Source organism: Cryobacterium sp. TMT1-66-1, from assembly GCF_004403435.1.
Taxonomy (GTDB): domain Bacteria; phylum Actinomycetota; class Actinomycetes; order Actinomycetales; family Microbacteriaceae; genus Cryobacterium; species Cryobacterium flavum.
Window position 1 is genome coordinate 1 of the sequence record NZ_SOGP01000019.1, and the last position, 12,970, is coordinate 12,970.

Genomic DNA, 12,970 nt, shown 5'->3' on the forward strand with positions numbered 1-12,970 from the left:
GAGGCGCCGCGGGCGCCACCGCGGGGGGCGCTGCCGCGAGCCGGGGTGCCGCCGCGCGAGCCGCCACGGTTGGCGGAGGCATCCGCTGCGGGGCGCGAGTTGAAGCCACCGGCCGCAGTAAACCGCTCGGCGGCCGCTTTACGCTTACCGGCGGGGTGGTACGGACGGTCTTCGGCCTTGGGGGTGGGCTTTTTGCCCTCGAGCGCCTGACGGCCCTGGCCGCCGGAGCCGACCTGGGCTCCGCGGCTGCCCTTGCGCACCGATCCAGTGCGCGATTTGCGGTCAAGATTCTTCATCAGTCAAAGCTCCAATGGGCACCCGACGGGGTGTCTTCGATGGTAATTCCGGCGGCGACGAGTTCGTCCCGGATTCGGTCTGCGGCCGCATAGTCGCGGTTTTCGCGGGCGTCGTTGCGGTCGCCGAGCAGTCGCTCGACCAACGCGCTCAGGGCCACCATGGCCGGTTCGTCTGTTGCCACGGCCCAGCCGGGCGACAAAGGGTTGATTCCCAGCACTTCGCTCATCGCGAGTACTTCACTGCGAGCGGATGCCGCAGCGTGAAGGTCTTCGGCATCCAGCGCGGCGTTACCGGCGCGCACGGTGTCGTGCAGCACGCCGAGCGCTTGCGGAACGGCGAGGTCGTCGTCCATCGCCGCGGCGAAATCATCGGGCACGACCTCGACGCCGGTGCCGGCGAACCGGGTTCCGGCCAGCCGACGATCGGCGCGGTCGAGAAAACTTTCGACCCGTTCGAGGGCGGCTTCGGCCTCGGCCAGCGAGCCCTCGTTGTAGTCGATGGTGGATCGGTAGTGGGCAGCGCCCAGAAAGTAGCGCACGACGATGGCGCGGGCCTGATCGAGCAGTTCGGCCGCGAACACCGAGTTGCCGAGCGACTTGCTCATCTTCTGCCCGTTCACGTTGACCAGACCGTTGTGCACCCAGTAGTTCGCGAAGTCGCTGCCGGCCGCGTTCGATTGGGCCAGTTCGTTCTCGTGGTGCGGAAACCGCAGATCCAGTCCGCCGCCGTGAATGTCGAAGTGGTCGCCGAGGTAGCGCGCGGCCATGGCCGAGCACTCGATGTGCCAGCCCGGACGCCCGTGGCCCCACGGCGACGACCAGGCTGCGGAGTCGGGTTCGCCGACCTTGGAGCCCTTCCACAGGGCGAAGTCGCGGGGGTCGCGCTTGGCGCGCGGGGAGGGATCCGCTGCCGCTTCCATATTGCCGGGCGACTGGTGCGTGAGCGCGCCATAGGCCGCCCAGCTGGCACTGTCGAAGTAGACGTCGCCGGACGCGTCGGGGGCAGCATACGCGTGGCCGCGCTCGATCAGGGTGGATATGAGGGTCTGCATCTCGGTGATGCTCGCCGTCGCGCGAGGCTCGTAGGTGGGGGCGAGAATGCCGAGGCGCTGGTAGCCGGCGGTGAACTCGAGTTCGTAGCGGTACGCGAGCGCCCACCACTGCTCGCTCGAGCCCTTCGCGTTGATCAGGATCTTGTCGTCGATGTCGGTGACGTTGCGCACGAAGGTGACATTCATGCCGCGGTAGCTGAGCCAGCGACGCAACTGGTCGTAGACCAAGGCGCTGCGCAGATGACCGATGTGCGGGCTGGATTGCACGGTGGGGCCACACACGTACATCGAGACCTGGCCCGCTTGGAGGGGGACAAAGTCGCGCAAGGCTTGCGCCTTCGAATCGTACAGTTGCATGGTCACGCCTCCCAGTTTAGGTCAGGGGTCTGACCCGGCTCGGGGGCAGCGTAGAGCAGCGCGGTCGCCGTCGCGGCGATACCTTCCCCGCGTCCGGTGAAGCCGAGCGCATCCGTGGTGGTCGCGGCGATATTGACCGGTGCAGAGAGGATGCCGGAGAGTCGCGTTTCGGCGTCGGCCCGACGCGGTGAGAACTTGGGGCGGTTGCCGATGATCTGCACCGAAACGTTGCCGACCCGGTAGCCGGCGGCCGCAACCAGGCGCACGGTTTCCTCGAGAAAAACGTGGCCGTGGGCACCGCTGAAGCGCGGATCGGCCGTGCCGAATACGCTGCCAATGTCGCCGAGTCCGGCGGCTCCGAGAAGGGCATCGCAGATGGCGTGGGCCGCGACATCGCCGTCGCTGTGTCCGCTGAGTCCGCTCTCCCCCGGCCAATATAGTCCGGCCAGCCAGAGTTCCGTCGTGTCGTCGGCCGCGAAGGCGTGCACGTCGAGGCCGGTGCCGATTCGCGGAAGCAGTGTGGGCTGCGGGGCGGCAGCCTGCAGAATCAGATCGGCTCGCTCGAGGTCTTCGGGCGTCGTGATCTTGAAGGCCAGCGGATGCCCCCCGATCACGTTCACCGGATTCCCGGCGTCGGCCACGAGCGCTGCGTCGTCGGTGAGCGCTTCGAACCGGCCGTTCTGCACGGCCCAGGCGCGGGCGGCCTCGAGCATGGCGCGGGGAAACCCTTGCGGGGTCTGCACTGCGGAAAGTTCCGACCGATCGACGGTTCCAAGAATGGCACCGGATTCGGCGACACGCTTGATGGTGTCGACCACGGGCAGGCCCGGAATGACGCCGTGCCCGGTGGCGCGCACAGCGGCGACGACCTCGTCGCACAGTGCGGCGGGGGTGAGTGCGCGGGCGGCGTCGTGTACGAGCACCACGTCGACGCTTGGCAGCAGGGCGTTCATGCCCTGGTCCACGGAGTCCTGACGGGTGCGTCCCCCGGCGACCACGGTCACGGACCCGGTGGGCGCCTCGTGGCGGGCGACGGCGCGGACGGCGATGGCGCGGGCATCCGCTACCCGATCGACGGGGGCGACCACGATGATCTGCACCGGCTCGTTCATGCCGAAAATGGAATCTAAGGCATGGTCGAGCAGCGGGCGCAGATGCAGCAGCACGAATGCTTTGGCTTCGGCGTGGCCGAGGCGGGTTCCACTGCCGGCAGCGACCACAATGACCGCGACCGTGGGCGTCGCGGCGACAGCGGAGGCGGGTTCGGGTCGAGCGCCACGGAGGGGCTCTGCCGGCGAATCGGTGGAAACAGTCATATCTGGAGGGTATCTATCTGGTGAAGTGCGAGGGAACATGCAAAAGGCGGCGCCTCACGGCGCCGCCCCTCACGAAAGAATAGTCAGGAAGCAAGGACCTCATCGAGAACGGTGGACGCTTTCTCTTCGTCGGTCTTTTCGGCCAGGGCCAGCTCGCTGATCAGGATTTGGCGAGCCTTGGCCAGCATGCGCTTCTCGCCGGCCGACAGTCCGCGGTCCTGGTCGCGGCGCCACAGGTCGCGCACGACCTCTGACACCTTGATCACATCGCCGCTGGCCAGCTTTTCGAGATTGGCCTTGTACCGGCGGGACCAATTGGTGGGCTCTTCGGTGAACGGTGCGCGCAGCACTTCGAACACCTTGTCGAGGCCGTCTTGGCCGATCACATCGCGAACGCCGACGAGGTCGACGTTTTCGGCGGGAACTTCGATGGTGAGATCGCCCTGGGTGACATTCAGCTTGAGGTACAGCTTCTCTTCACCCTTGATGATGCGGGTCTTCACCTCGGTGATCATCGCGGCACCATGGTGGGGATATACGACGGTTTCGCCAACCTGAAACAGCATGGATGTGATCCCTTCAGCAACTACTAAGATACCACAGCTTCGAGGTGCTACAGTACGCGCGCCCCCGCGAGGCACCGGCCGACAATCGTGCGCTCACACACGCCGCTAAGCTAGTGACAAAGAGAATTTTGCAGCGTCGGCCACTGTCGCGCGCTGCTTTTCAGTAAGTGGAGGTCTTGTGAGAGCGCGCATCGCTGCATCCGTCGTCTTGGCGGCTGGCATTCTGTTGGGCACGAGCGCGTGCGGATTTTTCGCACCGCAGGCCACCTCGATTAAGTACAACGCGAGTGACGGCGTGAGCGGAGACGTCGGCGAAATCCACGTTCGCAACGCCCTGCTGGTCTCCGCCGACGGAGAACTGGCCAACCTCATCGTCTCCGTTGTCAATCCGACGGACACCCTGCAGCAGGTGCTCGTGCAGTACAAGTCCAGCACCGGCACGGTGTCGCAGGACATTCCAGTCGAGGCGAACACCACCGTGACGTTCGGCACCGACGGCGCCCCCTCGGTGGTGCTGGAGAACATGGACAGCCAGCCCGGCTCGCTGTTTCCGGTGTTCTTCCAGTACGGCGAAGAGACCGGCATCGAACTGCTGCTGCCCGTTCTCTCTGGCACCCAGGGCGAGTATTCGACCCTGATGCCCACGCTCGCACCGACCGAGACTCCCACCGAAACACCAACACCGACGGCCACGCCCGCCGCGTAACGTTCTTCTGGCTCAGGCCGTCGCCCCCCTGCGGGTCGGCGGCCTGAGCTGTATCCGGGCTACGCTTCGAACCGGTAGCCCAGCCCGCGAACGGTGACGAGCATGACCGGTTCGGAGGGGGCAGTTTCGATGCGCGAGCGGATGCGTTTGATGTGCACGTCGAGCGTCTTGGTGTCACCGAAGTAGTCGGTGCCCCAGACCCGATCGATGAGCTGGCCGCGGGTAAGCACCCGGCCGGCGTTGCGCAGCAGAAATTCGAGCAGTTCGAATTCCTTCAACGGCATGTTGACGAGCTCGCCGGAGACGGTGACGGCGTGCCGCTCCACGTCCATGCGCACCGTGCCGGCCGTGAGCATGGTGTCCACATCGGCCGTGCTCTGGTCTTCGTGCCGTCGCAGCACCGCGCGAATGCGGGCGACCAGTTCGCGGGTGGAATACGGCTTCGTGACATAATCGTCGGCGCCGAGCTCGAGCCCGACGACGATGTCAATTTCGGAATCCTTCGCCGTGAGCATGATGATCGGCACGGTCGACCGGGTACGAATCTCCCGGCACACCTCGGTACCCGGAATGCCGGGCAGCATCAGGTCGAGCAGAATCAGGTCGGTGCCGTTCTGGTCGAACTCGCTGATCGCGCTCGGGCCGTCTTCGGCTACGACGACCTCGTAGCCCTCACGCTCGAGCAGAAAGCTGAGCGGCTCGCTCAGTGCGCTCTCGTCTTCAACCAAGAGGATGCGGGTCATAGTGTGTCTCCTGCCGCCGCACGGACGGCTCGTTTCGGTTGGATAGTGTCGACGGGCTTCGCCGCCTCTGGAAGGCGAATGGTGAAGGTGGATCCGCTGCCGGGCTGCGACCAGACTCGAATGTCGCCGCCGTGGTTCTGCACGACGTGCTTGACGATGGACAGGCCGAGGCCGGTACCGCCGGTGTGCCGGGACCGGGCCTGGTCGACTCGGAAAAAGCGTTCAAACACCCGATCGAGGTCGGCCTCGGCAATTCCGACGCCCTGGTCGGTCACGGTGATCTCGACGATGCCCTTCTGCAAGCGCACGCCGACGCCCACCCGGGACCCCTCGAGCGAATAGTTCACCGCGTTCGCGACCAGATTGTGCACGGCCACGGTGAGCAGGGCCTCATCACCGAAGACCAGGGCGCCGGACTTCTTGCCGATGACGATCGTGATGCGCTCGGCCTCGGCGACCACCCGGCTTTGGTCGACCGCGGCGGCGACGATGTCGTCGACCTTGAGAATCTCCGGTTCGGCGAGGGCGTCCTGCGCCTGCAGCCTGGAGAGTTCGATGATCTCCTGGGTGAGGCGGCCGAGCCTGGCCGACTCTGTCGTTAACCGGTTGGCGAACCGGCGAACCTGCTCCGGTTCATCCGCTGCCTTGTCGAGCGCCTCGGCGAGCAGCCCGACGGAGGCGATGGGGGTTTTCAGCTCGTGGCTGATGTTGGCCACGAAGTCGCGGCGCACCTCGTCGAGGCGAAACGCTTCGGTGCGGTCCTCGGCCAGAAGCAGCACGTAGCGTGTGCCGAGTCGGGCCAAGCGCACCCGAAAGCGCATGCTCGCGTCGCCGAACGGGCCGCGGGAGAGCACGAGGTCTTCACTGATCGGCTCGCCGGTCAGCCGTACCCGGCGGGCCAGTTCGAGCAGTTCGGGGTGCACGAGCTGCTGGTTCCAGACCAGGCCGAGGGTGAGGGCGCCCGGGCTGGTCTTGATCACGTTGTTCGACGGGTCGAGAACGACCCCGGCGGTCTCGAGGGCGTCGAGCACCTGATCGATACCGTCCGGTACCGCTGGGTTCACTACCTCAGAGGCGCGGCGACCGTGACGCTCGGCGACGTGCACGAGCGACACGAACCCGGCGCCAACACCGAGTCCGAGTGCCAGCGACAGCAACACCAGCCACGTCGATTCCATCTCTACAGATTACTGACAGTCTTCGGCCGTCGTTCGCAGCGTGGGTGTGCGGGAGCCTGTACTTTAGAAAGTGTTCAAGTCTGCGGCACCTGCCGTTAACCTGAATTCGGCATCATAAACCCGATCGTGCGTGTTCGCGCGGCAAGGAAGGAACACCCCCATGCGCGATGTATTTCAACAAGAACTCGCCGAAGTTCAGCAGCGACTCGTGGAAATTTCGCGCCTCGTCGCGATCTCCATGGACAAGGCCACTCGCGCTTTCAACGAAAGCGACGTGGGTTTGGCCGAAGAGGCCATCACCGAAGACGAGAAGATCGACGAGCTCACGGTCGAGCTTGACGAGCTCGCCATCACCATTCTCGCGCGCCAGCAGCCGGTCGCCCGCGACCTGCGCATCGTGGTCAGCGCCTTGCGCATCAGCGCCTCCCTCGAGCGGATGGGCGACCTCGCCACCCACATCGCCCAGCTGGCCCGGTACCGTTTTCCCGACAAGGTCATCCCCAAGGGGCTGCGCAGCACCTTCGCCGAGATGGGCGCCCTCGACGTGGTCATCGCGAACATGCTCACCGAGCTGCTCACCCACCAGGACCTGCACCTCGCCGACACCATCCGCAACGAGGATGACAAGGTCGACGCCCTGCACCTGAGCGTGTTCGACGCCGTGCTCGGCGAGACCTGGAAGGGACTCGCGGCCGACACCGTCGACGCGACCCTGGCCAGCCGATACCACGAACGTTTCGCGGACCACGCGGTGTCCATCGCCAAGAAGGTGCAGTACCTCGGCACCGGGGCCTGGCACCAGGACGACAACGTCTGATTTCTGGCACGAGAGAGGCCCCGGAGCATCCGTTCGCGGGGCCTTTCGCGTGAAACGGATGCTCTCGCCCGGTTGCGGCACGGGTGAGGGCGCGCGATATGGGTGCCCGCGCCCTGGCGGCGCGGCACGCATGACCGCGCTCGATATCGGTGGCCGCTACGGTAACGGTCGTAGCTCGCACCAGTTTCGGGCGCGCTCATGACCTGCGGGCACACAAAAGGCCCCGGAGGTTCTACTCCGGGGCCTTCTATGCTGGCTACTTCTTGTTGCCTTGGGCTGCTACTGCGGCCGCTCCGGCGGCTGCGGCCTCGGGGTCGAGGTACTGCCCCGGCGCCAGCGGCATGAGGTCTTCGCCGAGCTGGTAGACGAGCGGGATTCCGGTGGGAATGTTCAGCTCGGCGATGTCCGCGTCACTGATTCCATCGAGGTGCTTGACCAGGGCCCGCAGCGAGTTGCCGTGCGCGGTGACCAGCACGGTCTTGCCCGCCTGCAGGTCGGGAACGATGTCGGACTGCCAGTAGGGCAGCATCCGCTCGACGACGTCTTTGAGGCATTCGGTGCGGGGCAGGTCGGGGCCGAGGCCGGCGTAGCGGGCGTCGTGCGCCTGCGAGAATTCGCTGGAGTCGTCGAGCACGGGCGGCGGGGTGTCGTAGGAACGGCGCCACAGCATGAACTGGTCCTGGCCGAACTTGGCCTGGGTGGCGGCCTTGTCGAGGCCCTGCAGCCCGCCGTAGTGGCGTTCGTTGAGGCGCCAGGAGCGCTTCACGGGGATCCACATGCGGTCGGCTTCCTCGAGCGCGAGGTTCGCGGTCTGGATGGCGCGGGACAGCAGGCTGGTGTGCAGCACGTCGGGCAGCAAGCCGGCGTCCTTCAGCAGCACGCCGGCGCGCGCGGCCTCGGTGGCGCCTTGCTCGCTGAGGCGAACGTCCACCCAGCCGGTGAACAGGTTCTGCTGGTTCCAGGTGCTTTGGCCGTGACGGAGGAGGACGAGTGTGTAGGGGGCAGACATGTGCCCACTCTATCGAGGGCGGTCGGTGTTCGTGCGGGCAGGCGTTGGCTGCAGCAGTACGTGCGGCCACAACGGATGCCGCCACCCGCGTGATTGCGCGCACGGCAGCACCCTTGTCGTGGTGGCTGACAAAACTGCGGAGATTTCGGAGGGATCAGGCCCAATCTGCCATGTTTCATCAGGGGCTGCGAACGAGAATCTCCGCAGTTTTGAACGGTGCCGCCGATACCCCTCTGCGCCAAGCTCTAGCCGAGGCCGCGAAAATATAGTCCGTAGCCTGAATTTGAGGCGACCGCGGGCTAGTGCGCGGTGCGCACTCCGAGGCGGGGCAGGCGCGGGATGTCGGCGACGGATCCGGCGGACTGCGGCACGATGATTTCCTGGGCGGCCGAGATGCTGATTCCCTCGGACTCGACGTACAGCGTCGACGCGGCCGGAATGGTGCGCTTGATCACGGCGAGGGCGATCGGGCCGAGCTCGTAGTGGATCGCGCTCGAAGTTATGGCGCCGACGGTGACCCGCTCGGCTTCTTGCTCGGGCCGGACGCGATCGGCCTGCACGGGGTCGCCCGGGGCGGGAAGCACTCCCTCTGAGCCGTCGAGGTGCAGCATGACGAGGCGGCGGGGCGGGTGGCCGAGGTTGTGCACCTTCGCCACGGTCTCTTGCCCGCGGTAGCAGCCCTTGCTCAGGTGCACGGCGGTACGCAGCCAGTCCAGCTCGTGTGGGATGCTCTTCTCATCGACCTCGCGGGCCCGGCGCGGGCGCCAGGCGGCGATGCGTAGGGCTTCGAGGGCGAGGAGTCCGGCGGGTTTCACTGGTGACGCGGATGCTGAAGCGTCGGTCTCGCGGGCGGGCGCGGTGCGGGAGTCGGGCGTGCCGAGCGCGGGTGTTTCGGCGGGCGCGGCGGCGAGGGCGGGCGTTACCGTCAGGGTGCCGGCGGCTAGGGCATCGCGCAGGGCCGGCAGGCTCGCGCGCGGTACGAGGGTTTCGGTGTAGGTCCAGAGGGTTCCGGGATGTACGGGGGTCTCGGCGTACTGGTGGCCGCCGCGGGTGACGGAGGCCCAGGGGTCCAGCCAGGTCAGGGGCACGTCGTTGGGTGCGGCGGCGGCGAGGCCGACGGTGGCGGGGGCATCCGTCATGGCGCCGACGGTGGCGTAGGCGAGGGTGTGGTCGACGACCTGAACGCGCAGCATGAACTTCATGCGGTCGAGGAAGGTGTGCAGGGCGGGCAGTTCGGCGGCTTCGAGGAGGAGCCAGGTTTCGACGCCGTCGTCGAGCACGCGGATGGCGAATTCGAGGCGTCCGTTGGGGTCGAGCAGCAGCATCTCGGTGGATTCGCCGGGTTTCAGGGCTTTCAGCTCCTGGCTGGCGATCGAGTTGAGCCAGGTGAGGCGGTCGGGGCCGGCGACGGAGAGCACGCCGCGGTGCGAGAGGTCGACGATGGCGCGGCCGGCAGCGAGGGTGCGCTGCTCGATCATGGGGTTGCCATAGTGGGCGGCGACGCCGGCGTCGATTCCTTCGGACTGCACCGCACCGGGCAGGGTCAGCAGCGGGGAGACGGTTGTTACCGGGTCTGTCATGTCGCTCAATTCTGCCGGCCGGGTTGACGGCGGCTGGGGGTTCCATCCGTATCAACAGTACGGGTGCGCGATTTATTCGGGGTGGGGCGACTGCTCGGGCGAACGGGCCCACCTTATGACCCTGGGCCCAGTTTATAAACTGGGCCCGTGGACGGGGCCTGGTCCCGTCCACAAAGGGGAGGGCTACTGGACGCGAGCCAGGCGGCCGGAGGCGTGGGTGCGGAGGTCCTGGCCGAGGGCGGCGATGTCCCAGGCCCAGAGCAGGTGATTGTCGACGAGTCCGTACAGGCGGGTGGCGGCCGCGTAGGGTTTGGCGCCCGCGGTGCGGAGCACGGCATCCGTTGCGAGGTCGATGCGCGGACCCTTGACCTGCCCGAGGTAGAGCTCTGCGACGCCGCCGGGGTGCACGAGGGTGACCTCGATGTCGAAGCCACCGTCACGGTTGCGCAACGTTTCCACGGCCGCAGCCGAGGTGAATGGACGTTCCCCGGTGCCGGGTAGCATGCCGGGTCCGGGGTCGCCGTCGCCCTGATGGCGACTGAGCCGCCAGTATCCGGTTTCGGTGACCAGCGGGGTTCTTTCGTCCGACATCAGCTCGGGCGGCAAGTTCACGGCGCGCGTTTCAGCGGATGCCGCCGCGCCCGCTTCGGAGGACGCGGGCGTTTCAGACGAGGCGGCGGCGGGCGTTCCCTCGCGCGACGCATCCGTGGCGCGGGAGATAGCGTCCGGTTCGGAGGACGCGTGCGTTCCAGCGGATGCGGCGGCATCCGTTTCAGAGCGGGCGGTGTCCGTGCCGAGCACTGCGGCCTCCGTTACAGACGCGGCGGCGCGAGCGGCGGCATCCGCTTGCGAAGAAACGGGCTCGAGCCAGGTGTAGGAGCTGTAGTTCAGGTGCGGCAGGCCGTCATGGCTGAAGCTGATGCGGTGGCCGAAGGTGCGGCTGACCGACTCCTCGCCGATTTTGTATTCGAGCACGCCGGAGCCTTCCCAGACTCCGATCAACCAGGAGAGCGGAACAAGTTCGGACGGCAAACCGACCGGAAGGTCAAACATACGTACTTACCGCTGCCCCCGGTACAGCTTGTAAACAACCATGCCGGACACCCAGGCGATCGACAAGCTGGCGAGCCCCAGGAGGCCCAGGAAGAAAAGTTCTAGCGCTAACAGATCCATGCTGCGAGTCTAGTGGGAGCGCATCAGAGCGAGACGACGATTGTCGCCACCACGAGAATGACGATGGCCCCGGTGATGCTCGTGGTGACCCGTTTGACGTAGCCCTCTTTGGTGCCGGTGGCGATCTGCAGGCCCAGCGTGACGAGTGTGCAGAGTGCGAGGGTGAGGCCGATCCAGCCGATCGCTGAGGCGGGCGTGGCGAGAATCGCGGTGAGCACAGCGCCCACAATCGCCAATACCCACACGGTCGCGATCGTTTTCCAGTGCCAGCTCACGTCTCTATTGTGCCCGACCGCCCGCGTTCCATGGCACGCTAGTATGAAATTCGAGATACTTGGAGGGCGCGAGTGGCGCAGTTGTTGATCCTGACCTCGGCGGCCAACAATGATGTACTCCCCGCCCTGGCGTTGCTGTCGCACAGCACACGGCTGATTCCCGCCCAAGCGGACCAGCTCATCAACGCGCCCGACTCTGACCTCATTCTGGTCGACGCCCGCACCAATCTGGCCGCGGCCAAGTCGCTCTGCCAGATACTGCGCACGATGGGCAGCTCCACTCCCCTGCTGCTCGTGATCACCGAGGGCGGCCTCGCCGCCGTCAGCCCCGATTGGGGCGTCGACGACGTCATCCTCGACACGGCCGGCCCGGCCGAAGCGGATGCCCGCATCCGCCTGACCGCAGGCCGCCTCGCCCAAACCTCGCCGTCGAACACGATTCGCGCCGCCGGCGTCGTCATCGACGAGGCGAGCTATTCGGCAAAGGTGCACGGCAAACCGCTCGACCTCACCTATAAGGAGTTCGAGCTGCTGCGGTTTCTAGCGGCGCATCCGTCACGGGTGTTCACCCGCGAACAGCTGCTGAGCGAGGTCTGGGGCTACGACTATTTCGGCGGCACCCGCACGGTCGACGTGCACGTGCGGCGCCTGCGCGCCAAGCTCGGCGACCAGGAGTCGCTCATCGGCACCGTGCGCAACGTCGGCTACCGGTTCAACGTGCACGAAGAGAACGATGAGCGGGTTCCAAATTCTGTTCGCGCTTAGTACAGCGGATGCCGCTGGCCTGGCTACCTTTCGCCGGGTCGCCGCGGAGGCGCTTGCCTTCGACGGGTACGCGCCGTTCAACGAACAGGCGCTGTATGACCTGCAGGCTGGTCTTCGGACCGCCTATTTGGTGCGCGTTGCCGGCCGCGAATTCGAGACAGGTCAGGTGCCCGGTATGGCGGCCTCGACGGGCTCGACCAGCGACGCTCTCGGAGACGAGGTCTCGGAGAGCGGCGACGGCCGCGAATTCGAGACAGGTCACGTACCCGGATTGCCGGCCTCGACGGGCTCGACCAGCGGAGACGGTCGCGTCGGCGCCGCGGCGACGATCGTCGTGGGAGCAGCGCTGGGCGGACGCGGGGAGATTGACCTGGTGATCAGCCCGGAATATCGGCGACGCGGGTTTGGCCGAACGGCCTTTCGCGAACTCGCAGCGACCGAGCCCAACGGGCTGACCGCCTGGTCGCACGGCGATCATCCGGCTGCTCGCGCCCTCGCGATCGAACTGCGGTTCGTCGCCGCCCGCACACTGCTGGAATTGCGCAAGCCACTCTTTTCGGCTGACGCCGCGCCTGAAGCCGGCGCAGGCGCATCTGACGCCGCGCCGGAAGCCGAGGTGGCGGGCGAAGCTGAGGCTGCGCCGGCGAGCGGGGCGGGGGCATCCGTTTTGGGCGATGCGAGTATTTCGGGATTTCGGGTGGGAGTCGACGACTCCGAATGGGTCGCGCTCAACGCGTTGGTGTTCACGAGCCACCCGGAGCAGGGCGCGATCACCGAGGCCGACCTGGCCGCGCGGCAGGCCGAGGACTGGTTCGATGCCGACGACTTTCTGGTTCTGCGCGACGCCGACGGCCGCATGATCGGCTACAACTGGCTCAAGGTTGACGGGGCGATCGGCGAAATTTACGTGGTGGGGGTGCATCCGGATGCCGCTGGCCGCGGGCTCGGCCGGGTGCTCATGCAGGCCGGCCTGCAGCGCCTGGCTGACGCCGGTTGCACGACCGCCGCGCTCTACGTCGAGGCCGACAGCCTCGGCCCGGTGCACCTGTATCGGGCGCTCGGCTTCACCGACCACACGGTCGACGTGCAGTACCGCCGCCTCGCCGGCTGAGTCACCACCGACTGACGCCGCGCGAC

Annotated in this window: 12 protein-coding genes and 3 pseudogenes; 4 read left to right on the plus strand and 11 right to left on the minus strand. The window is 66.7% G+C overall.

Annotated elements, in window-relative coordinates:
• The 4 genes and pseudogenes from E3T29_RS20325 to E3T29_RS13605 all read right to left on the minus strand — a co-directional run.
• Positions 1–296 (minus strand): annotated as a pseudogene (locus E3T29_RS20325) (hypothetical protein); the annotation flags it as partial.
• Complete coding sequence (cysS, locus tag E3T29_RS13595; protein WP_134346096.1) at positions 296–1,711, minus strand: cysteine--tRNA ligase; 1,416 nt, start codon at positions 1,709–1,711, stop codon at positions 296–298. The pseudogene E3T29_RS20325 and the gene cysS, both read right to left, overlap by 1 nt.
• Complete coding sequence (gene ispD, locus E3T29_RS13600; RefSeq protein WP_134346098.1) at positions 1,708–3,021, minus strand: 2-C-methyl-D-erythritol 4-phosphate cytidylyltransferase; 1,314 nt, start codon at positions 3,019–3,021, stop codon at positions 1,708–1,710. The genes cysS and ispD overlap by 4 nt, the downstream gene beginning before the upstream one ends.
• An 83-nt stretch (positions 3,022–3,104) precedes the next feature.
• Complete coding sequence (locus E3T29_RS13605; RefSeq protein ID WP_092341832.1) at positions 3,105–3,587, minus strand: CarD family transcriptional regulator; 483 nt, start codon at positions 3,585–3,587, stop codon at positions 3,105–3,107.
• A gap of 178 nt (positions 3,588–3,765) precedes the next feature.
• Between E3T29_RS13605 and E3T29_RS13610 the strand changes: the two genes are divergently transcribed.
• On the plus strand, positions 3,766–4,293 hold the full coding sequence (locus tag E3T29_RS13610) for a hypothetical protein (RefSeq protein WP_134346100.1): 528 nt from the start codon (positions 3,766–3,768) through the stop codon (positions 4,291–4,293).
• 59 nt (positions 4,294–4,352) lie between these two features.
• On the opposite strand, the gene E3T29_RS13615 is transcribed toward E3T29_RS13610, so the two are convergent.
• Both E3T29_RS13615 and E3T29_RS13620 read right to left on the minus strand, forming a co-directional pair.
• Positions 4,353–5,036, minus strand: coding sequence for a response regulator transcription factor (locus tag E3T29_RS13615; protein WP_092341830.1), 684 nt, complete (start codon positions 5,034–5,036; stop codon positions 4,353–4,355).
• The gene (locus tag E3T29_RS13620) at positions 5,033–6,214 is read right to left on the minus strand and encodes a cell wall metabolism sensor histidine kinase WalK (RefSeq protein WP_092341829.1); all 1,182 of its coding nucleotides are present in this window, start codon (positions 6,212–6,214) and stop codon (positions 5,033–5,035) included. The genes E3T29_RS13615 and E3T29_RS13620 overlap by 4 nt, the downstream gene beginning before the upstream one ends.
• A 160-nt stretch (positions 6,215–6,374) precedes the next feature.
• Between E3T29_RS13620 and phoU the strand changes: the two genes are divergently transcribed.
• Positions 6,375–7,031, plus strand: a complete 657-nt coding sequence (gene phoU, locus E3T29_RS13625) for a phosphate signaling complex protein PhoU (protein ID WP_134346102.1) — start codon at positions 6,375–6,377, stop codon at positions 7,029–7,031.
• A 256-nt stretch (positions 7,032–7,287) separates the two neighbouring features.
• Here phoU and E3T29_RS13630 read toward each other — a convergent pair whose 3' ends face one another.
• From E3T29_RS13630 to E3T29_RS13645, 5 genes and pseudogenes are all read right to left on the minus strand, one after another.
• Entirely contained in the window at positions 7,288–8,040 is a 753-nt protein-coding gene (locus E3T29_RS13630; protein ID WP_092341827.1) for a phosphoglyceromutase, read from the minus strand.
• A 299-nt stretch (positions 8,041–8,339) separates the two neighbouring features.
• Complete coding sequence (locus E3T29_RS13635; protein WP_134346104.1) at positions 8,340–9,620, minus strand: folate-binding protein YgfZ; 1,281 nt, start codon at positions 9,618–9,620, stop codon at positions 8,340–8,342.
• A gap of 183 nt (positions 9,621–9,803) precedes the next feature.
• Positions 9,804–10,196: pseudogene (locus tag E3T29_RS20755) on the minus strand (FABP family protein); the annotation flags it as partial.
• A gap of 282 nt (positions 10,197–10,478) precedes the next feature.
• Positions 10,479–10,673 (minus strand): annotated as a pseudogene (locus E3T29_RS20760) (FABP family protein); the annotation flags it as partial.
• Positions 10,674–10,816: 143 nt separating this feature from the next.
• Positions 10,817–11,068 carry a hypothetical protein gene (locus tag E3T29_RS13645; protein ID WP_134346108.1) on the minus strand — a complete coding sequence of 84 codons (252 nt, stop codon included), beginning with the start codon at positions 11,066–11,068 and terminating at the stop codon, positions 10,817–10,819.
• A 72-nt stretch (positions 11,069–11,140) separates the two neighbouring features.
• Between E3T29_RS13645 and E3T29_RS13650 the strand changes: the two genes are divergently transcribed.
• Together E3T29_RS13650 and mshD are read left to right on the plus strand one after the other, a co-directional pair.
• Positions 11,141–11,833: a response regulator transcription factor gene (locus tag E3T29_RS13650; RefSeq protein ID WP_134346110.1), complete on the plus strand. Its 693-nt coding sequence runs from the start codon at positions 11,141–11,143 to the stop codon at positions 11,831–11,833.
• Positions 11,802–12,944 (plus strand): mycothiol synthase, encoded by a 1,143-nt coding sequence (gene mshD / locus E3T29_RS13655; RefSeq protein ID WP_134346112.1) that lies wholly within the window; start codon positions 11,802–11,804, stop codon positions 12,942–12,944. Before E3T29_RS13650 ends, mshD begins: the two co-directional genes overlap by 32 nt.
• Positions 12,945–12,970: the final 26 nt, after the last annotated feature.